This is a genomic window from Streptomyces sp. MB09-02B (assembly GCF_033794485.1).
Lineage (GTDB): Bacteria > Actinomycetota > Actinomycetes > Streptomycetales > Streptomycetaceae > Streptomyces.
In genome coordinates this window covers 30,063-52,576 of the sequence record NZ_JARGEE010000002.1, presented here as the reverse complement: position 1 = coordinate 52,576, position 22,514 = coordinate 30,063, and the positions used below count along the sequence as shown (strand labels likewise).

The 22,514-nt window shown below is 68.8% G+C and carries 20 protein-coding genes, 1 pseudogene and 1 riboswitch; of the genes and pseudogenes, 8 read left to right on the top strand and 13 right to left on the bottom strand.

Translation table 11 applies throughout. The annotated features are described in order from the left end of the window. Positions 1 to 100: 100 nt before the first annotated feature. Positions 101 to 1,444, bottom strand: coding sequence for an MATE family efflux transporter (locus P1P70_RS00735; protein ID WP_319233639.1), 1,344 nt, complete (start codon positions 1,442 to 1,444; stop codon positions 101 to 103). Between the two features lie 453 nt (positions 1,445 to 1,897). On the opposite strand from P1P70_RS00735, the gene dnaB reads away from it, so the two are divergent. Further along, positions 1,898 to 3,373, top strand: coding sequence for a replicative DNA helicase (gene dnaB / locus P1P70_RS00730; protein ID WP_319233637.1), 1,476 nt, complete (start codon positions 1,898 to 1,900; stop codon positions 3,371 to 3,373). 50 nt (positions 3,374 to 3,423) lie between these two features. After that, positions 3,424 to 4,809, top strand: a complete 1,386-nt coding sequence (locus P1P70_RS00725; protein ID WP_319233636.1) for a serine hydrolase domain-containing protein — start codon at positions 3,424 to 3,426, stop codon at positions 4,807 to 4,809. Between the two features lie 82 nt (positions 4,810 to 4,891). On the opposite strand, the gene P1P70_RS00720 is transcribed toward P1P70_RS00725, so the two are convergent. The 3 genes and pseudogenes from P1P70_RS00720 to P1P70_RS00710 all read right to left on the bottom strand — a co-directional run bounded on the left by P1P70_RS00720 (position 4,892) and on the right by P1P70_RS00710 (position 6,454). Further along, positions 4,892 to 5,344, bottom strand: coding sequence for a GNAT family N-acetyltransferase (locus P1P70_RS00720; RefSeq protein ID WP_319233634.1), 453 nt, complete (start codon positions 5,342 to 5,344; stop codon positions 4,892 to 4,894). Between the two features lie 9 nt (positions 5,345 to 5,353). Further along, positions 5,354 to 5,506, bottom strand: a pseudogene (locus tag P1P70_RS00715) (MarR family transcriptional regulator); the annotation flags it as partial. An 81-nt stretch (positions 5,507 to 5,587) separates the two neighbouring features. Next, positions 5,588 to 6,454 (bottom strand): GNAT family N-acetyltransferase, encoded by an 867-nt coding sequence (locus P1P70_RS00710; RefSeq protein WP_319233633.1) that lies wholly within the window; start codon positions 6,452 to 6,454, stop codon positions 5,588 to 5,590. A 673-nt stretch (positions 6,455 to 7,127) separates the two neighbouring features. Here P1P70_RS00710 and P1P70_RS00705 point away from each other — a divergent pair. Further along, positions 7,128 to 8,597, top strand: coding sequence for a globin domain-containing protein (locus P1P70_RS00705; RefSeq protein ID WP_319233632.1), 1,470 nt, complete (start codon positions 7,128 to 7,130; stop codon positions 8,595 to 8,597). 93 nt (positions 8,598 to 8,690) lie between these two features. Here P1P70_RS00705 and P1P70_RS00700 read toward each other — a convergent pair whose 3' ends face one another. The 5 genes from P1P70_RS00700 to P1P70_RS00680 form a co-directional block, all read right to left on the bottom strand. Beyond that, on the bottom strand, positions 8,691 to 9,173 hold the full coding sequence (locus tag P1P70_RS00700) for an NUDIX domain-containing protein (protein WP_033530680.1): 483 nt from the start codon (positions 9,171 to 9,173) through the stop codon (positions 8,691 to 8,693). Between the two features lie 120 nt (positions 9,174 to 9,293). Continuing rightward, positions 9,294 to 10,199, bottom strand: a complete 906-nt coding sequence (locus P1P70_RS00695) for a LysR family transcriptional regulator (protein WP_319233630.1) — start codon at positions 10,197 to 10,199, stop codon at positions 9,294 to 9,296. A 187-nt stretch (positions 10,200 to 10,386) separates the two neighbouring features. Then, positions 10,387 to 11,532 carry a cystathionine gamma-lyase gene (locus P1P70_RS00690; RefSeq protein WP_319233628.1) on the bottom strand — a complete coding sequence of 382 codons (1,146 nt, stop codon included), beginning with the start codon at positions 11,530 to 11,532 and terminating at the stop codon, positions 10,387 to 10,389. Next, a complete protein-coding gene (locus tag P1P70_RS00685) occupies positions 11,529 to 12,020 on the bottom strand; it encodes a low molecular weight protein-tyrosine-phosphatase (protein WP_319233626.1) in 492 nt (163 codons plus the stop codon). Before P1P70_RS00685 ends, P1P70_RS00690 begins: the two co-directional genes overlap by 4 nt. A gap of 7 nt (positions 12,021 to 12,027) precedes the next feature. Next, entirely contained in the window at positions 12,028 to 12,405 is a 378-nt protein-coding gene (locus P1P70_RS00680) for a phage holin family protein (protein ID WP_319233624.1), read from the bottom strand. 57 nt (positions 12,406 to 12,462) lie between these two features. On the opposite strand from P1P70_RS00680, the gene P1P70_RS00675 reads away from it, so the two are divergent. From P1P70_RS00675 to P1P70_RS00660, 4 genes are all read left to right on the top strand, one after another. Continuing rightward, the gene (locus tag P1P70_RS00675) at positions 12,463 to 12,780 is read left to right on the top strand and encodes a cupin domain-containing protein (protein ID WP_033530837.1); all 318 of its coding nucleotides are present in this window, start codon (positions 12,463 to 12,465) and stop codon (positions 12,778 to 12,780) included. A gap of 163 nt (positions 12,781 to 12,943) precedes the next feature. Further along, entirely contained in the window at positions 12,944 to 13,156 is a 213-nt protein-coding gene (locus tag P1P70_RS00670; RefSeq protein ID WP_319233622.1) for a DUF5326 family protein, read from the top strand. 744 nt (positions 13,157 to 13,900) lie between these two features. Beyond that, entirely contained in the window at positions 13,901 to 14,626 is a 726-nt protein-coding gene (locus P1P70_RS00665; protein ID WP_319233688.1) for an IclR family transcriptional regulator, read from the top strand. Positions 14,627 to 14,724: 98 nt separating this feature from the next. Beyond that, positions 14,725 to 15,162, top strand: a complete 438-nt coding sequence (locus tag P1P70_RS00660) for an SsgA family sporulation/cell division regulator (RefSeq protein ID WP_033530686.1) — start codon at positions 14,725 to 14,727, stop codon at positions 15,160 to 15,162. 29 nt (positions 15,163 to 15,191) lie between these two features. Here the strand turns inward: P1P70_RS00660 and P1P70_RS00655 are convergent, their stop codons facing one another. Beyond that, complete coding sequence (locus tag P1P70_RS00655) at positions 15,192 to 16,670, bottom strand: YibE/F family protein (protein ID WP_319233621.1); 1,479 nt, start codon at positions 16,668 to 16,670, stop codon at positions 15,192 to 15,194. Between the two features lie 71 nt (positions 16,671 to 16,741). Then, a riboswitch (TPP riboswitch) is annotated at positions 16,742 to 16,898 on the top strand. Between P1P70_RS00655 and thiC the strand changes: the two genes are divergently transcribed. Continuing rightward, positions 16,891 to 18,717 (top strand): phosphomethylpyrimidine synthase ThiC, encoded by a 1,827-nt coding sequence (gene thiC / locus P1P70_RS00650; RefSeq protein WP_319233619.1) that lies wholly within the window; start codon positions 16,891 to 16,893, stop codon positions 18,715 to 18,717. (Overlaps the previous riboswitch by 8 nt.) A 299-nt stretch (positions 18,718 to 19,016) precedes the next feature. Here the strand turns inward: thiC and P1P70_RS00645 are convergent, their stop codons facing one another. From P1P70_RS00645 to P1P70_RS00635, 3 genes are all read right to left on the bottom strand, one after another. After that, positions 19,017 to 19,892: a hypothetical protein gene (locus P1P70_RS00645; protein ID WP_319233618.1), complete on the bottom strand. Its 876-nt coding sequence runs from the start codon at positions 19,890 to 19,892 to the stop codon at positions 19,017 to 19,019. 183 nt (positions 19,893 to 20,075) lie between these two features. Continuing rightward, on the bottom strand, positions 20,076 to 21,155 hold the full coding sequence (locus tag P1P70_RS00640) for a metallophosphoesterase (protein ID WP_319233616.1): 1,080 nt from the start codon (positions 21,153 to 21,155) through the stop codon (positions 20,076 to 20,078). 216 nt (positions 21,156 to 21,371) lie between these two features. Next, positions 21,372 to 22,484 (bottom strand): LacI family DNA-binding transcriptional regulator, encoded by a 1,113-nt coding sequence (locus tag P1P70_RS00635; RefSeq protein ID WP_319233614.1) that lies wholly within the window; start codon positions 22,482 to 22,484, stop codon positions 21,372 to 21,374. Between the last annotated feature and the right edge of the window lie 30 nt (positions 22,485 to 22,514).

Below are 22,514 nucleotides of genomic sequence, written 5' to 3'. Positions count from 1 at the left end.
ACCCTGCGAAGGGGTGCGGCCCCACATGCTTGTCGCGGCGATGTTTCACGTGAAACGGCGCGAGCTTCACCGCGTTCTCGCCGCGGGATCGCCCGAACGCTCAGCGCGTCGCTCCGGTGACGATCCAGAGCCCGGACCGGGATCGCAGCCACAGGGTCGACATGCGGGTTGCCATCATCAGCGTCATGGCGCCCCAGAGGGCGGTCAGACCACCGCCGAAGGTGGGGACGAGCAGCGCGGCCGGGACGAAGACCGCCAAGGTCAGGAGCATGGCCCGGGCGAGGTAGGGGCCGTCCCCCGCGCCCATCAGTACTCCGTCGAGTACGAAGACGACACCGGAGATCGGCTGGGCGAGGGCCACCACGATCAGAGCGGGCAGCGCCGCCTTCTGGACCGTCGGATCGCTGGTGAAGAGCGGGATGAACAAGGGGCGGGCGGCAACCACCAGGAGGCCGAGCAGGGAACCTGTGGCTACTCCCCACTGCACCATCCGGCGGCAGGCATCGCGGGCTCCTTGGGCGTCACCCGCGCCGAGGTAGCGGCCGATGATGGCCTGCCCGGCGATGGCGATCGCATCCAGGGCGAAGGCGAGCAGAGTCCAGAGCGAGAGGATGATCTGGTGGGCTGCGATGTCCTCGTCCCCGAGCCGGGCCGCCACCGCGGTGGCGATCATGAGGATCGCTCGCAGCGAGAGCGTGCGGACCAGTAGAGGCACCCCCGCCTGAGCCGAGGCTCGTATGCCGGCGACGTCCGGACGCAGTGAGGCGTCGTGCCTGCGGGCGCCACGGATCACGACCCCCAGGTAGGCGGCAGCCATGCCGAGTTGAGCGATGACCGTTCCCCAGGCGGACCCTGCGATACCCAGGTCGGCCCCGTAGACGAGGCCCGCGTTCAAGGCGCCGTTGGCCACGAAGCCCGCCACGGCGACGTACAGAGGTGTCTTCGTGTCCTGGAGACCACGCAGGACACCTGAGGCGGCGAGCACGACGAGCATGGCCGGGATGCCGAGCGCCGAGATCTGCAGATAGGTCGTGGCGTAGGGAGCCGCCGTGTCCGAGGCTCCGAAAAGGGCTACGAGGGTGGGGGCCGTGGGAACGACAACGGCGACGACGGCCGCTCCCAGCAACAGGGCGAGCCAGATACCGTCCACGCCCTGGCGGATGGCGGCCCGCAGATCTCCGGCTCCGACGCGGCGGGCGACGGCTGCCGTGGTGGCGTAGGCGAGGAAGACGAAGACGCTCACCGCGGTGACGAGGAGGGCTGAGGCGACACCGAGACCGGCCAGTTGCGCGGTGCCGAGGTGGCCGACGACGGCGGTGTCGACCATGAGGAAGAGCGGCTCCGCGACGAGCGCGCCGAAGGCCGGAACGGCAAGGGTGACGATCTCTCGATCGTGTCGGCGCCGGGTGGCCTTGGTGGTCGCGGAAGCCTGTGTCATGAGCACCAATCTAATCTTCCACAGGTAAGAGATGCAATGCGCTTGTGACTGTTACATATCGGCGGATGGGGCGTGTTCTTGTGTACCGATCGAGGTGATCTTGATCCGGTCGGGAAAGTTTTTCTTCTGCACAGCCCGTGGATGGCAAAGGTGCAGGTCATGGTGCCCGTGGACGCGTAGCTCGGGTCTTGTTCACAGGCCTGTCCACCGAGTCGTGCACAGGTTTTGCGGAGTTCTCCACAGCATCTGGCCCGTCGTCCACATGGCCTGTGGATAACCAGATTGGCTGACGGTGCCGACGGGCCTACGGTGGTGCGGCGCCCACTCCCTGGCTGATCACGGAAAACCTCGCAAAACCGACGCGCCAGAACCGGAGTTGGGCCTCTCATTTGTCAGTGTCGTGCCGTAGAAATGAGAAGCACGGCGAGGTCCGCTCGGCGGACGGGAGGAGGTCGCTCGGTGAGCATTTCCGAGCCCCTGGACGACCCGTGGGCCGACAGCGGCCCCAGTGATCGTCTGCCCCCTTCCCGCCGGCGTCCGGACGGCGACCGGAGCAGGGACGAGCGGCACGACCGGGGCCGGGACAACGGGGAGTGGGAGGGCGGGGGTTCGGCCTTCGAACGCGTACCGCCGCAGGACCTCGACGCCGAGCAGTCCGTCCTCGGCGGCATGCTGCTGTCCAAGGACGCCATCGCCGACGTGGTCGAGATCCTCAAGGGTCCCGACTTCTACAAGCCGGCGCACGAAACCATCTACCAGGCGATCCTCGACGTCTATGCCAAGGGCGAGCCCGCCGACCCCATCACCATCGCCGCCGAACTCACCAAGCGCGGCGAGATCACCAAGGTGGGCGGCGCCTCCTATTTGCACACGCTCGTCCAGACGGTTCCGACGGCGGCGAACGCCGAGTACTACGCGGAGATCGTCCACGAGCGCGCCGTCCTGCGCCGCCTCGTCGAGGCCGGAACCCGCATCACCCAGATGGGATACGCGGCCGACGACGACGTGGATGAGATCGTCAACAGGGCCCAGGCCGAGATCTTCGCGGTCACCGAGCAGCGCACGACCGAGGACTATCTGCCGCTCGGCGACATCATGGAGGGCGCACTCGACGAGATCGAGGCGATCGGTTCTCGGTCGGGGGAGATGACCGGAGTGCCGACCGGCTTCACAGACCTCGACCAGCTCACCAACGGTCTGCACCCGGGCCAGATGATCATCATCGCGGCCCGTCCCGCCATGGGTAAGTCCACGCTGGCGCTGGACTTCGCGCGCGCTTGTTCGATCAAGCACAACATGCCGAGCGTGATTTTCTCGCTCGAGATGGGGCGCAACGAGATCGCGATGCGTCTGCTCTCGGCCGAGGCGCGCGTGGCCCTTCACCACATGCGGTCCGGCACGATGACGGACGAGGACTGGACGCGGCTGGCCCGCAGGATGCCCGACGTGTCGGCTGCGCCGCTCTACATCGACGACTCCCCCAACCTGTCGATGATGGAGATCCGCGCCAAGTGCCGGCGCTTGAAGCAGCGCAACGACCTGAAGCTCGTCATCATCGACTACCTGCAGCTGATGCAGTCCGGCGGCAAGCGGTCCGAGAGCCGCCAGCAGGAAGTCTCGGACATGTCGCGAAACCTGAAGCTGCTGGCCAAGGAGCTGGAGCTGCCGGTGATCGCCCTGTCGCAGCTCAACCGTGGCCCCGAGCAGCGTACGGACAAGAAGCCCATGGTCTCCGACCTGCGTGAGTCGGGATCGATCGAGCAGGACGCGGACATGGTGATCCTGTTGCATCGCGAGGACGCCTACGAGAAGGAGTCGCCGCGCGCCGGCGAGGCCGACATCATCGTGGGCAAGCACCGTAACGGTCCGACGGCCACGATCACGGTCGCCTTCCAGGGCCACTACTCGCGGTTCGTGGACATGGCACAGACCTGACCCGGCTAAATGCGCTCGACTCCCGGTGCGGGGCCCGGTGGACTGAGCGCATGACAACACCTCAAGAAGAACTGCTTCCCGCCACGCGCCGGGCGCTGTTGCACCGCATTGCCATCGCTCAGACCGAGGGGCGGGCGCCGTCTCTGGTCGCCGCGGTGGTCCGGGGCGGGGAGACGGTGTGGAACGGGGCGCGGACCTCGGTGGACGGGCATGGGCCGGACGCGAACGTGCAGTACCGGATCGGCTCGATCACCAAGACGTTCACCGCCGTGCTGGTCATGCGGCTGCGTGACGAGGGCGCACTGGACCTCGGTGACCCGCTGGAGAAGCATCTGCCGGGCACCGGGGCGGGGGAGGCGACCATCGCCGACCTGCTCGCGCACACCGGAGGGCTGGCGGCGGAGACCCCTTCACCCTGGTGGGAGCGCACCCCGGGGGCCCTGCGTCCGGAGCTCGCCGATGTTCTGGGGGAGCAGCCCCATCGCCATCCTGTGGGCCGTCGCTTCCACTACTCCAACCCCGGCTTCACGCTCCTCGGCGCGCTCGTCGAGCAACTGCGAGGTGCACCCTGGGAAGAGGTCCTGCGACGAGAGGTGCTCGAACCCCTCGGCCTGCGCCGCACGACATGGCACCCGGAGGCGCCGCACGCCGGTGGCTGGGCCGTGCACCCGTGGGCGGACGTGATGCTGCCGGAGCAGGTCGAGGACCTGGGACGCATGGGTCCTGCCGGTCAACTCTGGTCCACAGCAGGTGACTTGGCTCGCTTCGCGGTCTTCCTGGCAAAGGGGGACGAGCGAGTGCTGAGTGCGGAGTCGGTCCAGGAGATGCGGACGCCGGCCGCGCCGGGGGAGGCCGCCGATGTGGCGGCCGGAGCGGCGTACGGGCTCGGGATGCAGCTGCAGCACCGCAACGGCCGGTTCCTCGTCGGTCACGGAGGCTCGGTCCCCGGCTTCCTCGCCCAGCTCACCATCAGCGTCGAGGACGACGTGGCAGCCGTCGTGCTGACCAACTGCACCTCCGGGCCGGTGGTGTCGGAGGTGGCTGCCGACCTCGTACGCATCGTGGCGGAGGCCGAGCCGCTGATCCCCGAGCCGTGGCGGCCGCTGACCGAAGTGGACCGCTCGACCCTGGAGTTGGTCGGACCTTGGTACTGGGGGACATACAGCTTCGTGCTGCGGCTTGCCGCCGAGGGAGGTCTTTCGCTGGAGCCGCTCGCCGCCACCCTGCGCGGTGCTCGCTTCCGGCGCGAGGACGATGGCAGCTGGACGGGGCTCAACGGCTACTTCGCCGGAGAGCTCCTGCGGGCCGTAAGAGGGCCCGACGGAGCCGTCAGTCACCTGGACCTCGGATCCTTCGTGTTCACGCGTCAGCCGTACGACGAGGGGGCTCCGGTGCCCGGTGGAGTGGATCCCGAGGGGTGGCGGGGGATCGCGTAGACACGGTTCTACTGCTGCGGGGGTCGGCGGCGTGCGATGTTTCACGTGAAACAGGACTCCACAGTCCTACGGGGGGCGCTGTTCAGAGCGGCAGTTTGAAACCCACGTGGGTGGCTTCGAAGCCGAGCCGCTCGTAGAAGCGATGGGCTTCGGTGCGCGCCACATCGGATGTCAGCTGCACCAACTGACAGCCCTGAGCTCTCGACGAGTCGATCGCCCACTCGATGAGCCGTGTACCGAGGCCGCTGCCGCGCTCGTCGGTGTGCACTCGTACGCCTTCGATGATCGCGCGGGTGGAGGCACGTCGGGAGAGTCCCGGAACGATCGTCAGCTGGAGCGTCCCGACGACACGGCCCTGACGCACGGCGACCACCACGTGCTGGTGGGGATCGCCACGAAGACGCTTCAGGGCGGTGAGGTAGGGGGCCAGGTCGTCCGGTGACTCGCGTTGCGCGCCCAGGGGGTCGTCGGCCAGCATCGCGACGATCTCCGGGACGTCGTCCTCGGTCGCCGGGCGAATGTCCAGATCTCCCATGCCCGCACCTTACGCGGACACGTTCAGGGACTCCACGACGTGGACGAGCGGGGCCAGTTCGGAGTCCTCGGCGGCGGAGTCCAGGGCCTCGTGCAGGGCGGCGGCATTGGTGGGGCGTGCTGCCGCGAGGAGTCGCAAACCCGCCTCGGGGACATGGGTGTAGCGGGAACTGTGGGGGTGGACGCTCAGCGGGCGCCTGCCCACCACTGACAGCCTGCTGGACGAGATCGCTCGGTACCAGCCTCAGCCCGCTGCCACGGTCAGCGGCGCGTAGCGCCTGGCCCAGTCACCCGGCAGCTCGGAGATCCCGTACGTCATCACGGAGTTGAAGGCGATCGACGCCAGCCCGTGGTCCTTCACCCACGTCAGCAGCTCCTCGTGGCGAACGTCGATGTCGGTGCGCAACGGCCGGTCCGTGCGGGAGGCGAGGGAAGCGATGAGCGCCTTCGCCACCTCCGCGTCACGGGCGATCAGTGGACCGACGACCTGGTCGTTCAGATTGGGCCAGGCCGCCGCGTATCCGATGATCCGGCCGTTCTCCTCCGCGACGCGCAGCTGGTCGGCGAAGGCGGGAAGCCGGGTAAGGACATGGGTGCGGTCCGTGCCGAAGACCTCTTCGTCGAGCCGAAGGATCGTGGTGAGATCCTCGGCTGTGGCCGGGCGAGTGGAAACCGCAGGGTCCGGACCCGTTGCCGTGAAGTGCCCGCGCACCATCTCGGCCCGTCCGGTGACCTTGAAGCCCAGCTCCTCGTAGAGCGGCCGTCCGTGCGGGGTGGCGTGCAGCGTCAGTGGTGTCGTGCCCATCTCCGCGAGGACATGGCGCATCAGGCGGCGGCCGATGCCCTGGCGGGCATGCCGCTCCGCGACCAGCACCATGCCGATTGCCCCTAGATCCGGGCGGCCTACTGGGCCGTATTCGGTGACTACGCACGCGGTGACCAGGCCGCCCTCGGGGTCATCGACGCCATACCCGGTGCCTGCCGACAGCAGCAGCCCCCACTTGTGTTCCTCGCGAGGCCAGCCCCGGTCCTCGGACAGGTCGGCGCAGGCAGCGAGATCGCGAGGCGTCAGACGGCGGATGGGCAGAGGGAGGGGGGAAGGTGTCGGCACGCAGGTCAGGCTGTCCGACGTACACCCCTGGCGTCCACCGGTTTGCCGTCGACGTGCGCCGTTTTGGCCATGTCGTGCACAAGTGGACAGCGCTTGGACGGATGTTTCACGTGAAACATCCGCCTCTGGACATACGCGCACAGGCGCGGCCGGACTTGGATCCATGATGTGACGCATTCGGGGCAGGTGGCGGAGATCCGCGATCGGAGGGGTTGTTGTTCGTGTGCGTGCGCGGGGACGCAGGATCTGTGAAATGCCTATGAAGGGGTATGGCGTACCCGGTAATTGAAGGAATCACTGATTCGCACCCGCTGAATTGCCGGTATGGCCAGGGGGGACTTGTGTGCGGCGGCCCTGCCGGTAGGGTCGAGTCCGGTTCGTGTCCGAAGTGAGATGCAGTCGTCTCATGGTGGGGGTGCGAACGCAGCTCAATGCAGCCTAACCGGACAGGGAGATCGAGAACCTGCGTTTGCCGCTACGAGACGGGGTGTTCGCGCGCTGTGGAACGCTGCCGTGGTTGCTGCGGCTCACGTCACACTCTCATCTACTTGTCCGTACGGAGCGGGAATCCGGGTTGAATGTGGCCGCATTGGTCGACGGGGAAAGAGCAAGGCCGTCCGCGGGGGAAAACGTGCGACTTCCGGCTGGAGGCCGTACGCAGATCGACCGAAAGATGCTCGAGGCGAGGCAGACCATGGACGCTCCGACCACCACGTCGGCCGACAACGGTACTTCGGGGGACGCTGACGGAGGCGGATGGTTCACGCCTCGCACATCGCCGCCGCCTCCTGGCGGGGACCAGGAGCCGGACGGCAATCGCCTCGCAGGCCTGCGGCCCGTGGGCCGCCCCCAAGAGCCACCGAACGGTCCGCAGCAGCGGGAAGGCGCCGCGCGGGAGCGAATACAGACCGGCGCGGACCTTCCTCCCAGCGCCCCACTCAGCCCTCCGCCCCACCCGGATCACGACCCCGACCACTCCGTCTTCGACCCGCTCGTGCCGGACGAACGTGCCGGACACACTGCGACCGCTTCCCCCGACGCCGTTCTCATCCGCCGGAGCATGGCCGAGGTCGGACCCGTGGCCGACAAGGTCACCTCGTACTTCTACGCGCTGCTCTTCGTCCAGCACCCCGAGCTGCGCTCGATGTTTCCCCCGGCGATGGACGCCCAGCGCGACCGCTTGCTCAAGGCGCTGCTGACCGCTGCCGAGCACATCGACAACACTCCCGTCCTCGTCGACTACCTGCAGAACCTCGGCCGTGGCCACCGCAAGTACGGGACCCAGGCCGAGCACTACCCGGCCGTCGGAGAGTGTCTGATCGGCGCGTTGAGCCGGTACGCCAAGGCGAGCTGGAACGACGAGACCGAGGCCGCCTGGGTCCGGGCGTACACGACGATCTCCCAGGTGATGATCGACGCGGCGGCCGCGGACGAACTGCGTTCCCCGCCATGGTGGCTCGCCGAGGTCGTCTCACACGATCTGCGAACGGCTGACACAGCGATCCTCACCGTCCGGCCGAACCAGCCGTACCCCTTCCTCGCCGGGCAGTACACGAGCCTGGAGACCCCCTGGTGGCCGCGGATCTGGCGGCACTACTCGTTCGCCTCCGCGCCCCGTTCGGACGGGTTGCTGTCGTTCCATGTGAAGGCGATCGCCGCGGGCTGGGTCTCCAACTCTCTCGTACACCGCGCGCGGCCCGGCGACGTGCTGCGACTGGGACCGCCGGCCGGCGCGATGACCGTCGACCACACCAGCGACAGCGGCCTGCTCTGTATGGGCGGGGGCACCGGTATAGCGCCGATCAAGGCCATGGTGGAGGACGTGGCCGAACACGGACGGCACCGCCCCGTCGAGGTCTTCTACGGAGCCCGCACCGGCCAGGACCTCTATGACCTCGACTCCCTGCTACGGCTGCAGCAGAGCAACTCGTGGCTCGAGGTTCGCCCGGTCGTGGACAAGCACGGACTGCTCCAACTGCCCGACGCCATACGTGACCACGGGCCCTGGAACGGGTACGACGCCTACCTCTCCGGACCGCCCGGCATGATCCGCAGCGGGGTGGACGCGTTGAAGGCAGCCGGTATCCCCGCCGACCGCATACGCCACGACTCGGTGGAGGAACTGGTGGCCGCCGGGGACTGACGGCTCGGACCAGCACAGCGGCTGACGGCCTGGACCGGGCGAGCGGCTGGTGTCCGGCGGTCGTCCGTGGACGTTCAGCCCAGGTCCGGACGTTCAGCCCAGGTCCGGCGCGTGCATCGCCCGTACGCCCTCGATGTTCCCGTCCAGGTAGTGCCGCAGGGACAACGGGACGAGGTGTACGGAGGCGATGCCGACCCGGGTGAAGGGGATGCGCACGATCTCGTACTCCCCCAGAGGCTCGTCCACCTCGGGCCCGTGTCGTTTGGAGGGGTCCATGGACTCCAGCCGGCAGACGAAGAAATGCTGGACCTTCACCCCGGTGGCGCCACCGTCCTCGCCGATGTGCTCGACGGTGTCCACGAAACAGGGCACCACATCGGTGATCTTGGCGCCGAGTTCTTCGTGCACTTCGCGGTGGAGCGCGTCGACGACAGTGGTGTCCTCCGGCTCGACACCGCCGCCCGGCGTGAGCCAGTAGGGATCCATGCCCGGCTTGGTCCGCTTGATCAGGATCAGGTCGTCGCCGTCGAGCAGGACGGCGCGGGCGGTGCGCTTGACCACGGGTCGTACGGTCATGGGAGAAATGTGGCCCCGCATGTTCCACGTGAAACATCACCGGGGCGAGGAAGAGGTGCACCCGGCGCTCGCGGGCGGTCCGCGGCCGGCACCCCCTCTGCCCAGAGCTCAGAGGGTGCCTCAGGACCAGTTCGCCGCGGTCCCCAGCAGCCACTCGTGCGCCCGCGCGATGTGCGGCATGGCCAGCGTGCCGGTACGGACCACCAGGAAATAGGTCCGCAACGGGGGCACCGCGGGTTCGAGGAGCGTGACGAGGTCACCGCGTTCCAGGGCGGAAGCGCACAGGTAGCGGGGGACCACGGCCAGTCCGGCGCCCGAGACCGCGCAGGCGATGACCGCGCGCAGGTCCGGGACGACGACGGTCCCAGAAGTGGCGGGCCGGGCGTCGAAGACCGAGGCCCAGTAGCGGGCGACGAAGGGCAGTGACTCGTGTACCTCGACGAGGGGAAGCTCCTCCAGCGTGTGCGCCCCCTTGCATCCCGGCCTGCCCGGACCGATCACGTCCGCCCAGCGTGGGGCGGCGACCAGGACGTGCTCCTCGTCGCAGAGCGCGGTCGCGGTGAGCAGGGCACCACGCGGCTGGGCGGTCGTGATGGCCAGGTCGTGGTGTCCGGCTGCGAGGCCCTCCAGTGCCGCGTCCGAGTCTCCGAAGGAGACCCGCAGCGCGAAAGCCTGGCCGTCGTCGCCGGTCAGCTCGGTGAGCGCGGGCAGGGCCCGCTCGGCGGTGAACTCCGGAGGTCCGGCGAGATGGAGGGTCCGTAAGGAAGACTCGTCGTCGAGGCCCGTCTCGGCGATCTCCACCAGCGCGTCGAGATGCGGCGCCGCTTTGTGGGCGAGCTCGTCGCCGATGGTCGTCGGCGTCACCCCCCGGGCCTTGCGCAGGAAGAGTGGGCGGCCCAACTGGCGTTCCAGAGTGCGTATCTGGGAGGTGACGGCCGGCTGCGACAGGCCGAGCAGAGCGGCGGCACGAGTGAAGGAACCGGCCCGGTGCACGGTCACGAACGTCCGCAGTAAGGCCAGATCCATGGTCGCCTCCCGCGCCGCCTCCGGAGCGCCCAACTATAAATAAGTCGATAGGCCCCTGTCGCTACTGTGATTGGACACTGACACAGAGTCAACTAGCCTTGTTCGCGCGGTTCTTCACGCGCGGAACCGGGGACGGTCCGAGCCACGAGGGGGGAGGCTCGGACCGTCCGTTGTACGTAGCGCGGTACTAGTCGGTAGCAACAGCGAGGGCGCGCAGTACGTCCGCCACGAGATCGTCCGTGTCCTCCGCGCCGGCCGAGAAACGGATGAATCCCTCCGGAACCGCGTCACCTCCCCAGCGGCCGCGTCGCTCTGCGGTGGAGCGCACTCCGCCGAAACTCGTGGCGTCGTCCACGAGACGCAGCGCGTCGAGGAAACGGTCGGCACGCGCGCGCGTGGGCAACGCGAACGACACCACACACCCGTAGCGCCGCATCTGCTGCGACGCGATCTTGTGTGAGGGATCGTCGGGCAGCCCCGGATAGCGCACCCCGGTGACCTCGGGCCGGCCCTTGAGCGCCTCGGCCACCGCCAGGGCGTTGACGTTCTGCCGTTCGGCACGCAGCTGGAGCGTGGCGAGCGAGCGGTGCGCGAGCCAGGCCTCCATCGGCCCCGGGATCGCTCCGACGATCTTGCGCCATCGCCTCACACCGGCCATCAGCGCGGGGTCGCGTCCGGCGACGTACCCGAGCAGGACGTCCCCGTGGCCGGTCAGCTGCTTCGTTCCGCTGGCCACGGCGAAGTCGGCGCCCAGAGCCAGTGGACGCTGTCCCAGCGGCGTCGCCAGCGTGTTGTCGACGGCCACGAGACACCCCCGCGCGCGGGCCGCTTCGCTGAGCCGCCGCACGTCGCACACGTCCAGTCCCGGGTTCGACGGCGTCTCGATCCACAGCAGCCGGGCGCCGTCCAGAGCGTCGAGCTGGGCGTCGCCGCCCGTCGGCGCGCTGCGCACCTCGACGCCGTACGACCGCAGCTGTTCACCGGCCAGCGGCAGCACGTTGTAGCCGTCGCTCGGCAGGACGAGGACGTCACCGGAGCGGACCTGGGAGAAGAGAACGGCCGAGATGGCGGCCATGCCGGAGGCGAAGGCGACCGTCTCGACGTCGTCCTGCCCGGGGGCCTCCAGTTCGCCGATGGCGCGTTCCAGAAGCGTCCAGGTGGGGTTCTGGTCGCGTCCGTAGGCGTACGGGCCGGTGGGCTCGCCGGGCAGGTGGTAATGGGCGGCGAAGACCGGCCCGGGGAGGGTGGGCTCGTGCTTGACGGGCTCGGGCAGGCCCGCGCGCACCGCTCGGGTGCCCTCGCCGGGGCCCGAAGCGGGGTTCTCCGTGCTCATGCGGCCCCTACCTCCACCTTCTCGCGTACGGCGGCCAGCAGGCCTGGGCTCGCGGCCTCCACGAGTTCCAGGCACTCCTCGAACCCGTCCATGCCCCCGTAGTAGGGGTCCGGAACGTCGAGGTCGTCGCCGGCGGCTGGGTCGTAGGAGCGCAGGAGGCGGATCTTGTCCGCGTCCGCCGCCGTGGGCGCGAGGCGGCGCAGGGCCTTGAGGTGGCCTTCGTCCAGGGCTATGACGAGATCGAGGCGGGAGAACCACGAGACCTGGAACTGCCGGGCCGCGTGGACGCTGTCGTAGCCGTTCGACTCCAGGACGGAGACCGTGCGCGGATCGGCGGCGTCGCCCTCGTGCCAGCCCCCGGTGCCGGCGCTGTCGACCTCGACCAGCCCGCCGAGCCCCGCCTCCTCCACATGGGCGCGGAAGACGGACTCGGCCATCGGGGAACGGCAGATGTTGCCGGTGCAGACGAAGCAGACTCGGTACGTCATGCGGCCCTCAGTCCCCGTCGGGCAGGACGAGGGAGAGCGCCCAGGAGACGATCGAGATGATCAGGCCGCCGAGAACGGCGGTCCAGAAGCCGTCCACATGGAAACTCAGGTTGAAGACGTCGGCCAGCCACGAGGTGAGCAGGAGCATCAGGGCGTTCACGACCAGCGTGAACAGGCCGAGCGTCAGGATGAACAAAGGGAGGGTCAGCAGCCGCACGAGCGGCTTCACCACCGCGTTCACCAGGCCGAAGACCAGGGCGACCAGCAGCAGCGTGCCGACTTCCTTGCCCGTGCTGTCCCCGGTCAGCGTGATCTTGTCGACCAGCCACACCGCGACCGCCAGGGCACCCGCGTTGGCGATCGTCTTGACTAGGAAATTCATCATGTGTCTGATCGTGGCAGAAGCGATCGGTACGAGTACTGGGCAGGGGCGACAAAGTCGATGAAGGCATTCCGGTTGGATGAACTGGAGGCGGAGCGCGCCGCCAACGACGGTGCCTATCTGCAGTTCCTGCGTGAGCGGAACATGTCGGTCGGTCTGTACGCGCTCGATGCCGGTGAACTCGATCCGCAGAGGCCGCACAGCCAGGACGAGGTGTACCTCGTCGTGAGCGGCCGTGCCTCGCTCACGGTGGGGCTGGAGACGACCCAGGTGGCACGCGGCAGTGTCGTGTACGTGCCGGCCGGCGTCGCCCACAAGTTCCACCACATCACCGAGGACCTGAGGGTCGTGGTGGTCTTCTCTCCGCCGGAGGGCTGACGTCCGCTTCGGCGTTCCCTAGGGGGACGATCAGGGACGGACAAGGGGTGCGAAGCCCCCGGAACGCCCCCGCCTCGCCCTAGCATCGATGACAGGACAGCAGAAGGCCCGGAATCAGTGCCCCGGTGGCGGGCGACGGGTGGAGACACAAGGAGCAAGGGCGATGCGGGAGATCTTCGCGGGGATGCCGTGGTGGGTGAAGTGGATCGCGGTGCCGGTCATCGCCCTGCTGGTGTTCGGAGGGCTGATAGTCAGCGTCGTCCAGGTCGTGGTGACCCTGCTCTTCAAGGTGCTGGTCTTCGTGGCCCTGGTCGGCGGACTGATCTACGTCGTCAGGAAGTTCACGGCGGGATCCTCGTCGCGTGGCGACTGGTGAGGCGTCAGTACGGTGCAACGGCTGTGGCGTGAGTGGGTTAGGCCCGGTCAGGGCGCGCCGGTAACAGGAACGTGAGGTTCCCTCGCCAGGGGGAAGTTTCCCGGCGGGGCGGTCTACGGGTGGTGACGGACGGCTAGAGTCCGGAAACTCGTCGCGGGCTCGATCCCCGCGGGCGGCGCATCTCCTCCCGTGTCCCCCGCACGGGCGGCCCTCCTCGCGCTCCGGGAGTGACCCTTGGCCACGGCTGACACCGCACCAGCAGAACCGCTCTCCCCGTCCGCCCGGCCGCGCTCCCGGTCGCCTCAGAGCGCGGTTCCTCCCACGCAGCCGGGCCCGCGGGCGACGCCTGTGACGACTGCCGAGCCGTCACGTGTCCGTGCCCCGGAGACGCATGGCCCAACGCCACCTCCGCGTACGACGCCCTCGACGGCCCTGGCTCCCCCTCTGCAGCCGCGTACCTCGCCGGGCGAGGAGAACGTGCGGCGGTCGGAGCCTCCTGCCGCCCGGCAGACTGGGCAGCGTCCGGCGGCCGCAGGATCGGCTCTGTCGCCGGTGCAGGGCCCGCCCTCGTCGACCTGTACCGAGGCCCAGCCGCCGGCACCACCGCTCCCGAAACAGGCGCAGACGACAGGACTCATCCGCTCGGTGCCTTCGCACGGGCCCGGGCCGGGGAGGGGGGCCCGCATCCCCTCTCCCGCCCCGGCGACCGTGTCGGAGCCGACTGCCGGCACCCTCATCGGCTCCGTGCAGCGGGCGATGCGGCTGCTGGAAGCCGTCGCCGAGCGGGAACACGGAGCGCCCGCCAAACAGTTGGCACGGGACGCCGGTCTCGCGCTGCCCACGGCGTACCACCTGCTGCGCACCCTGGTCCACGAGGGCTATCTGCGCCGGGAGAAGGGGCTGTTCTTCCTCGGCGAGGCGGCTGAGCGGCTGAGCAGCAGCGGAGCGCAGCAGAAACGTCGCAGCACAGTGGGTGAGGCACTGGCGCACTGGCGGGACGCCCTGGGTGTGCCCGTCTACTTCGCCATCTACCGGGACGGCGAGATCGAGGTCATGTGCGTCGCCGACAGCCCGACGACCCCGGCCGTCGAGGAATGGGCCGACTTCCGCGAGACGGGGCACGCCCACGCCATCGGACAGTGCCTGTTGTCCCAGTTGAGCGAGGAGGCCCGCCGCGACCACCTGGACCGCTATCCGGTGCAGTCGCTCACCCCGTACACCGTTCGTGACGAGGAGACGCTGCTACGGCGCCTCGGACGCCTCGGGCGTATGGAACCGGTGGTAGAGCAGCAGGAGTACGCCCTGGGGACGGTCTGTGCCGCGATTCCCCTCACCGTGGGGACGACTGCCGGGACCCTCGCCATCTCGCTGCCATCGCACCAGGCGGCCCGTCTGTTGCCGGTGGCCCATCAGTTGCAGACCGAGATCGGAAAGCTACTAGGGACACTCGCGATCTCTATCAGCATCTGAAAAATCACTCCTTGTGATCTCTCGTGTACTTTCAGCAAACTTCCAGGGGTGTCAGGCGGATGATTCCTGGCCAGTCGACGAACACGGCGGGGTAGGCGATGCGCGAGTCGGTACAGGCAGAGGTCATGATGAGCTTCCTCGTCTCGGAAGAGCTCTCCTTCCGCATTCCGGTGGAGCTGCGTTACGAGACCTGTGATCCCTACGCTGTGCGGCTGACCTTCCACCTGCCCGGAGATGCCCCGGTGACCTGGGCCTTCGGGCGGGAGCTGCTCATCGACGGGGTGGGGCGGCCGTGCGGGGACGGGGACGTCCACATCGCGCCCGCCGATCCGGAGACGTTCGGCGAGGTCCTGATCCGGCTGCAAGTGGGGAGCGACCAGGCGATGTTCCGGGTCGGCACAGCACCACTGGTGGCCTTCCTGGACCGCACCGACAAGCTCGTGCCGCTGGGGCAGGAGCGTTCCCTCGCCGACTTCGACGCACTGCTCGACGAGGCGCTGGACCGCATCCTGGCGGAGGAGCAGAGCGCGGGCTGAACGTTACGGCGCCGGGGTGCCGTAACGCTTCAGCGCTTGCGGCGGCGCCCTCTTCCGCCGCGCGCCGGAGCGGGCGCGGACGCCGCTTCGGCGCTGCTCGGACGGTCGGCAGAGACGACCAGGGCGGCCAGCGCGGTGGTCACCGGCACCGACGCCACCAGACCGATCGAGCCGACGAGCGTGCGCACGATCTCCTCCGCGACGAGCTCGCTGTTGGCGACCGTGCCGACACTGCTCTGCGCGATCGAGAAGAGCAGCAGCAGCGGCAGCGCGGCACCGGCATAGGCGAGAACGAGGGTGTTGACCACCGACGCGATGTGGTCCCGGCCGATCCGGATCCCCGCGCGGTACAGGTTCCGCCAGCCCATCGTCGGGTTGGCCTCGTGCAGTTCCCAGACCGCCGACGTCTGGGTGACCGTCACGTCGTCGAGCACGCCGAGCGAGCCGATGATGACGCCCGCGAGCAGCAGACCGCTCATGTCGATCGTCGGGTACAGCCCATGGATCAGACCGGTGTTGTCGTCCGTGTTGCCGGTCAGATAGGCCGAGCCGATGAACCCCGAGCCCAGCAGGCCGATCAGCAGGAGCGAGATCAGGGTGCCGATCACCGCCACGGAGGTCCGGGCCGAGAGCCCATGACACATGTAGAGGGCGATGAGCATGATGGCGCTCGCCCCGACCACTGCCACCACCAGCGGGTTCGAGCCCTGAAGGATGGCCGGCAGGATGAAGAGGGTCAGCACCAGGAAGCTGATCGCCAGCGCCACCAGCGCCATGAGGCCGCGCATCCGGCCCACGACCACGACGGAGAGCGCGAAGATCCCGGCGAGCAGCACCATCGGGAACTTCCGGTTCACATCGGTGACCGAGTACTGCAGGTCCTTGGGCGCGGCGGGTTCGTAGGCGACCACGACCTCCTGGCCCTCTTCCAACTGCCGTGACTGGTCCGGCTGGACGATCTCCGTGAAGGTACGGCCCTTGTCGTCGCCGGTGTCGACCCGGACTGTGGCCTTCTTGCACGTGCCGTTCGCCTGCTGTTGGGCGGACGAGCCCTCGGCGGTGGACGTGTCGCCGGTCGGGGTCTCGCCCGAGGCGTTCACCGATGAGCAGCTGACCTCTTCGACCTTGGTGACGGTGGCCTGCTGTGTCTGTCGGTCGAAGCCCACCCCTGTGCGTTCGTGCGCCGGGGCGCCGCCGGGCCAGAGCACGACGAGACCCACGACGACCGCGGTCGCGAAGGGGATCAGCACCGCCGCGATGACCTTGCGCAGGTGCTGCGAAACGGGCGCGGCGGGGCCGTGGCTGTGGCTGTGGGAATGGCCGTGGCCGCCGCCGGAGGACGGGCCTTGGTCGTGGCCGCCTCCGGAGCCGTGGCCGCCTCCGGAGCCGTGGCCGCCTCCGGAGCCGTATCCATGGCCACCGTCGGAGCCATGCCCATGGCCGTTTCCAGGGCCATGGCCGTGGGGCGGCTCGGGGGGCGGAGGCGGGGGCTGCTGCGTCGTGGTCACCGACCGATCATCGCAAGAACGAGCGATGCCCACTGTTCACCGCGCCACATCTGCCGCTAGCGTGGAGGCACCTTTGCACACGCGGGAGCTCGGAGCACCGGGCTGAGAGGGCGTTGACCTCCGCAGACGCGATGTTTCACGTGGAACATCGGCGGGCGGAAATTGCTGCGTCGACCGCTGAACCTGTTACCGGGTAATGCCGGCGTAGGGAGTAGGTCTCATGACCATCGAGGACACACGCACGCCTGCCTCCAGCCAGGGGGACGGGGCACCCGCCGCGTCCCAGGGCGAGAACAGCCAGGGTGAACAGTCCCTGGAGGCCGGGAAGTCCATCGGCTGGCACAAGGCGTACATCGAGGGCTCACGCCCCGATCTGCGCGTGCCGGTCCGCCAGGTGCACCTCACCAACGGACAGTCCGTCACCCTGTACGACACTTCTGGGCCGTACACCGATCCGACCGCGGAGACCGACGTCAGGCGGGGGCTGCTCCCCCTGCGCGAGAACTGGATCATCGCCAGGGGAGACACCGAGGAGTACGCGGGCCGTCCCGTCCGCCCCGAGGACGACGGGATCAAGCACACCTCGCCCCGAGGCGGACTGCGCAATCTCGACGCGGTGTTCCCTGGGCGGCCGCGCCAGCCGCGCCGGAGCCGTGACGGTCAGGCCGTGACCCAACTCGCGTACGCACGACGCGGGGAGATCACACCCGAGATGGAGTACGTGGCCGTCCGGGAGAACGTCTCGCCCGAGGTCGTCCGCGAGGAGATCGCCGCAGGCCGGGCCGTACTGCCCGCGAACGTCAATCACCCCGAGATCGAGCCGATGATCATCGGGAAGCGGTTCCTGGTGAAGGTCAACGCCAACATCGGAAACTCCGCGGTCACTTCCTCCATCGAGGAGGAGGTCGAGAAGATGACGTGGGCGACCCGCTGGGGCGCCGACACGGTCATGGACCTGTCCACCGGCCGGAACATCCACACCACCCGCGAATGGGTGCTGCGCAACTCCCCTGTCCCCATCGGCACGGTGCCGCTGTACCAGGCGCTCGAGAAGGTAGACGGCAAGGCCGAGGAACTCACCTGGGAGATCTACAAGGACACCGTCATCGAGCAGGCCGAACAAGGCGTCGACTACATGACGGTCCACGCGGGCGTGCGCCTCGCGTATGTGCCGCTCACCGCGAACCGCAAGACCGGCATCGTCTCGCGCGGTGGCTCGATCATGGCGGCCTGGTGCCTCGCCCACCACAAGGAGTCGTTCCTCTACGAGAACTTCGAGGAACTGTGCGAGATCCTCGCCGCCTACGACGTCACCTACTCCCTCGGCGACGGCCTTCGGCCCGGCTCCATCGCGGACGCCAACGACGAGGCGCAGTTCGCGGAGTTGCGCACGCTCGGGGAACTGAACCGGATCGCGAAGCGTTTCCACGTACAGACCATGATCGAGGGCCCGGGACATGTCCCGATGCACAAGATCAAGGAGAACATCGATCTGCAGCAGGAGATCTGCGATGAGGCTCCGTTCTATACGCTTGGCCCGCTGACGACGGACGTCGCACCGGCGTACGACCACATCACCTCCGGCATAGGTGCCGCGATGATCGCCTGGTGGGGCACGGCGATGCTCTGCTACGTCACGCCCAAGGAGCACTTGGGACTGCCCAATCGTGACGACGTGAAGACCGGCGTCATCACCTATAAGATCGCGGCCCATGCGGCGGACATCGCCAAGGGACACCCGGGTGCACAGGAGTGGGACGACGCGTTGTCGGACGCCCGCTTCGAGTTCCGCTGGGAGGATCAGTTCAACCTGGCCCTCGACCCCGACACGGCCCGCGAGTTCCACGACGAGACGCTCCCGGCCGAGCCGGCCAAGACGGCTCACTTCTGCTCCATGTGCGGACCGAAGTTCTGCTCGATGAAGATCTCCCAGGACATCCGTCGTGAGCACGGTGGTTCCCGGACCGAGATCGAGGCGGGCATGGCCCAGAAGTCCAAGGAGTTCGCGGAGGCGGGGAACCGGGTGTATCTGCCGATGGCGGACTGACGTCAGTCGCCTGCTCCCCTGAGGCACGGGGCTCAGGGGAGCACCGCCGCTCCGTCAGGCGCGCTGCGCCGTCGTCAGACGCTCAACCTGTTCGCGGCTTGGTCGCAGACGTCCGGTGGGCTCTCGATCTGCACGTCCCCCCAGAACTGTGTGAGCAGAGGCTAGTTCTGGTGCTCGGTGGCGCAGGCAGTGGGCCCTGGGCATCGGGAGACGTCCAAGGAGTTCGCGGAGGCGGGAGCGTCACGTACGGCCGGGAAGTGGGCTCGGGTGCGGCTCCCGCTGCCTGATCGCGGTCGTTGTCAGTCCGGCTGGTGCTCCGGGCCGCCGAAGTCCGGGCTGGAGAAGTCCGGGCTGCTGTAGCTGGGCCGGGAGCGGGCGCCGCCACTGTCCGGGCTGCTGCTGAAGCTCGGACGGTCGTAGCCGAGATGCGGCATACGGCTGGGTGGGGTCGGGCGGTCCGGCTCCAGCAGCAGCGCCGGACCCGGGTTCGCGAGGGCGTCGCGGAGGAACGGCAGGATGCCGCGTTCCAGGAGGGCCTCGCGCCAGGCTTCCCTGGCCCGGGTCAACTCCTCGTTCAGCTCGCTGCGCGCTTCGTCGTCGAGGAGCGCGGTGGCGTTGTTGCGCAGGGCGGTGAGCAGGAGGCCGACCGCGGCCACCAGGATCGCCGCCGCCGTGACCGCGCCGAAGACCCACCCCGTGGTGAGGAGGGTCTCGGCGATCGCCCGCTCGGGATCGAGCGCTTTCATGACGTATCCCACGAGCAGGAAGAGCACCGCCGCGGTTCCGGCGAGGACCGGAGCGAGCACCGCGGCGACGGCACCGGCGCCCGCACCCGCAGCCTCCGTGACCTCGCCCATGGTGGCAGCGAGCCCCACCGTGGAGCCGTCCGGCTCGCTGGAGCCGGACGTCGTCCCCTCTGCGGCGGGCGTGGCCGACGACGGGCTGCGGAATTCGTCGCGGACCTTGACGTAGTACTGGTATTCGGTGGCCGCGGCGGCTGTGATGATCGCCGAGGCGTTGAGGGCCATCGTGCGCAGCTGTTCGGTGTTGAGCCGCTGGAGACCGGCGGCGAATTCCGGGCGGTGTGGTGCGGAGCGCAGCGCCTCGCCGAGGATCCGCTCGTATTCCTGGCGGTCCTCACTGAGCAGGTGCTGCGGAACGCTGTTCATCTGCATCCCCCGATGCTCCGTAGGGCTTGTGGCTCGGCATGCTGACGAGCCGTCGGGCAGAAACGGAGGGGAGCCTGCTACGGATAAGCCGATGGTAGAGCGGTGACGGCAGGCGGTGACAGGGGGTTTGAAGAAATTGGCCCCTGGCCAGCGAAGTCTTCCGACGGTGGACGCCTGCCCGTTGACGGCTCAGGTAGGCAGTGGAAGTTCCTGGACCAGCAGCTTTCCGGCCATGGTCACGCCGCCGTCCATGGCGACGGCCAGACCGTCCGCATAGGTGTACGGTCCGTCGACCGAGGGGCCCGTGCCGTCCTCGCCCTCCTCCGAGCCGACCTCTCCCAGGAGGTAGGGAATCGGGCTGTGACCATGGACGATGCGGCTGCCGCCATACGTTTCGAGCAGCGAGCGCACGGCGTCGGCCCCGCCCTCGTCGCGGAAGGAGAAGCGACGGGTGAACTTGCGGAAGAGGTCCCAGACCTCGTCCGGGTCGTTGCGCGTGATCGTCTCGCGGACGGTGTCGTTGACCGCTTCGATGGAGTCGCCGTAGTCGCGGTAGGCGGTGGTGTCGGAGTGCACCAGGAGGTGGCCGTCGACCTCCTCCATGGCGTCCAGACGGGCCATCCACTGGAGGTGGTGGTCCTGGAGGCGGTCCATGTCGGTCTTCTGGCCGCCGTTGAGGAGCCAGGCGGCCTGGAAGGTGGCCGTGCCCGCGCCGGAGTTGACGGGGGTGTCGCCGAACCGCTTGGCGCCCAGCAGCAGCAGCTCGTGGTTGCCCATGAGGGCCTTGCAGTAGCCGCCGGCCGCGGCGGCCTCGGCGGACAGGCGCATCACGAGGTCGATGACGCCGATGCCGTCCGGGCCCCTGTCGGTGAAGTCGCCGAGGAACCAGAGCCGGGCGGTGCCCGCCGACCAGTTGCCCGCGGCGTCGACGAGGCCCTTCTCGCGGAGTGCGGCGAGGAGCTCGTCCAGGTAGCCGTGGACGTCCCCGACGACGAAGAGAGGGCTCGGCCGGGCGGAGGACGACTCGGCCGCCGTGGCCTCCGGGTCGATCACGACCTGGAGGGTGTCTCCCCGGTTGATCACCGGAAGGTCTCGCTGGGTCGGGGTGTAGCCCTCGGGGTAGCCCTCAGGATCCTCGGCGGGCCCGGTGGCTTCGCCGGGGTCCGCGGAGTGTCCGTACGGACCGGCCTCGTGGACGTACGCGGGCACGCGGAAATCGCGCACCGTCGGCGTCCGCACCTCGGGTCCCTGACCGGCCCCCTGAGTCATCGACCCCTCCACCACCATCGCCCGCATCTGCACCGCATCGGACTGCCTGGTCGCAGCGGCCCGCGCGGTGTGTGCGCCCATCATAGGAATGCGGATCGCGCCGTGTGATGACCCAGGGGTGGTGAAATGGCGCAGGGCCCCAGTTCACCGCGGTTTTCTCCCGAATTGGGCGGGGCTCTCCCCGCCCGATTCCCGTTCGGATCCTCAAGTGGGGCGTCAACCCGCTTCAGGTGATCGTGGCGGGCTGACCGTCCTGCGCGGTGGACGCCGCTCGGACGAGGTCCGCACGATCAACTCCGTCGGTATCACCTGCTCGACCGGTCGGTCCGATTCGACCCCTTCGATCGCGTCGATGAGGAGCTGGACCACAGCCGTGCCGATCCGACGCGGCTTCAGCGAGAGCGTGGTGATCGGCGGCTCGGTGGTTGCGTACACCGCCGACTCGCTGCAGCAGACGAGCAGCAGGTCGTCGGGGACGCGCAGACCGTAACGCCGGGCCGCGGCGAGCAGATCGGTGCCGTTCGGGTCGAAGAGGCCGTAGACCGCGTCCGGGCGGTCCGGCCGGGCCAGCAGTCGGTCCGCGGCGACGGCCCCGGCGCACGGATCGTGCGCAGGATAGGACTCGTAGACAGGATCCTGGCCCACGCGCTCGCACCAGCGCAGGTATGCGGTGGTGGAGAGGTGGGTGTACGTGTCCGTCGACGTACCGGTCAGGAGGCCGATCCGGCGGGCGCCCGCGTCGGCCAGGTGGTCGAGGATGCCGAGGACGGCGGCCTCGTGGTCGTTGTCGACCCATGCGGTGACCGGCAGCGAGCCCGCCGGTCGGCCGTCGGAGACCACCGGTAATCCCTGGCGGACCAGTTCGCTGACGACCGGGTCGTGGTCGGAGGGGTCGATGACCACGGTGCCGTCCAGGGCGACGTTCGACCACACGTCGTGCCGCGAGGTCGCGGGGAGGATGACCAGGGCGTAGCCCCGGGCCAGCGCGGCCGAGGTGGCGGCCCGCGCCATTTCCGCGAAGTACGCGAACTCGGTGAAGGTGAAAGGTTCATCCCCGTAAGTGGTCACGGTCAGGCCGATGAGGCCCGATTTGCCGGTTCTGAGAGTTCGGGCGGCCGCCGAGGGGCGGTAGCCAAGTCGGTCGGCGACCTCGCGTACATGGCGTCGGGTGGCGTCCGGGAGCCGGCCCTTGCCGTTGAGGGCGTCGGAAACGGTCGTGATGGAGACTCCGGCGGCGGCGGCCACGTCCCGGATGCCCGCCCGGCCTGACCGGCTGCCTCGGCGGGGAGTTTCCGCGCGGCTCACCTGGTGCTTCCCTGCTGCTGTCATGGCGAGCCGATAGTAGGGCTCATGCGGTGG

What these genes read in the sequence shown, in the direction of transcription:
- P1P70_RS00725 (WP_319233636.1), top strand. Translation starts at nt 3,424, where the DNA reads ATGACAACACCTCAAGAAGAACTGCTTCCCGCCACGCGCCGGGCGCTG.
- P1P70_RS00720 (WP_319233634.1), bottom strand. Translation starts at nt 5,344, where the DNA reads ATGGGAGATCTGGACATTCGCCCGGCGACCGAGGACGACGTCCCGGAG.
- P1P70_RS00705 (WP_319233632.1), top strand. Translation starts at nt 7,128, where the DNA reads ATGCTCGAGGCGAGGCAGACCATGGACGCTCCGACCACCACGTCGGCC.
- P1P70_RS00700 (WP_033530680.1), bottom strand. Translation starts at nt 9,173, where the DNA reads ATGACCGTACGACCCGTGGTCAAGCGCACCGCCCGCGCCGTCCTGCTC.
- P1P70_RS00695 (WP_319233630.1), bottom strand. Translation starts at nt 10,199, where the DNA reads ATGGATCTGGCCTTACTGCGGACGTTCGTGACCGTGCACCGGGCCGGT.
- P1P70_RS00690 (WP_319233628.1), bottom strand. Translation starts at nt 11,532, where the DNA reads ATGAGCACGGAGAACCCCGCTTCGGGCCCCGGCGAGGGCACCCGAGCG.
- P1P70_RS00685 (WP_319233626.1), bottom strand. Translation starts at nt 12,020, where the DNA reads ATGACGTACCGAGTCTGCTTCGTCTGCACCGGCAACATCTGCCGTTCC.
- P1P70_RS00680 (WP_319233624.1), bottom strand. Translation starts at nt 12,405, where the DNA reads ATGATGAATTTCCTAGTCAAGACGATCGCCAACGCGGGTGCCCTGGCG.
- P1P70_RS00675 (WP_033530837.1), top strand. Translation starts at nt 12,463, where the DNA reads ATGAAGGCATTCCGGTTGGATGAACTGGAGGCGGAGCGCGCCGCCAAC.
- P1P70_RS00670 (WP_319233622.1), top strand. Translation starts at nt 12,944, where the DNA reads ATGCGGGAGATCTTCGCGGGGATGCCGTGGTGGGTGAAGTGGATCGCG.
- P1P70_RS00660 (WP_033530686.1), top strand. Translation starts at nt 14,725, where the DNA reads ATGCGCGAGTCGGTACAGGCAGAGGTCATGATGAGCTTCCTCGTCTCG.
- thiC (WP_319233619.1), top strand. Translation starts at nt 16,891, where the DNA reads ATGACCATCGAGGACACACGCACGCCTGCCTCCAGCCAGGGGGACGGG.
- P1P70_RS00645 (WP_319233618.1), bottom strand. Translation starts at nt 19,892, where the DNA reads ATGCAGATGAACAGCGTTCCGCAGCACCTGCTCAGTGAGGACCGCCAG.
- P1P70_RS00640 (WP_319233616.1), bottom strand. Translation starts at nt 21,155, where the DNA reads ATGACTCAGGGGGCCGGTCAGGGACCCGAGGTGCGGACGCCGACGGTG.
- P1P70_RS00635 (WP_319233614.1), bottom strand. Translation starts at nt 22,484, where the DNA reads ATGACAGCAGCAGGGAAGCACCAGGTGAGCCGCGCGGAAACTCCCCGC.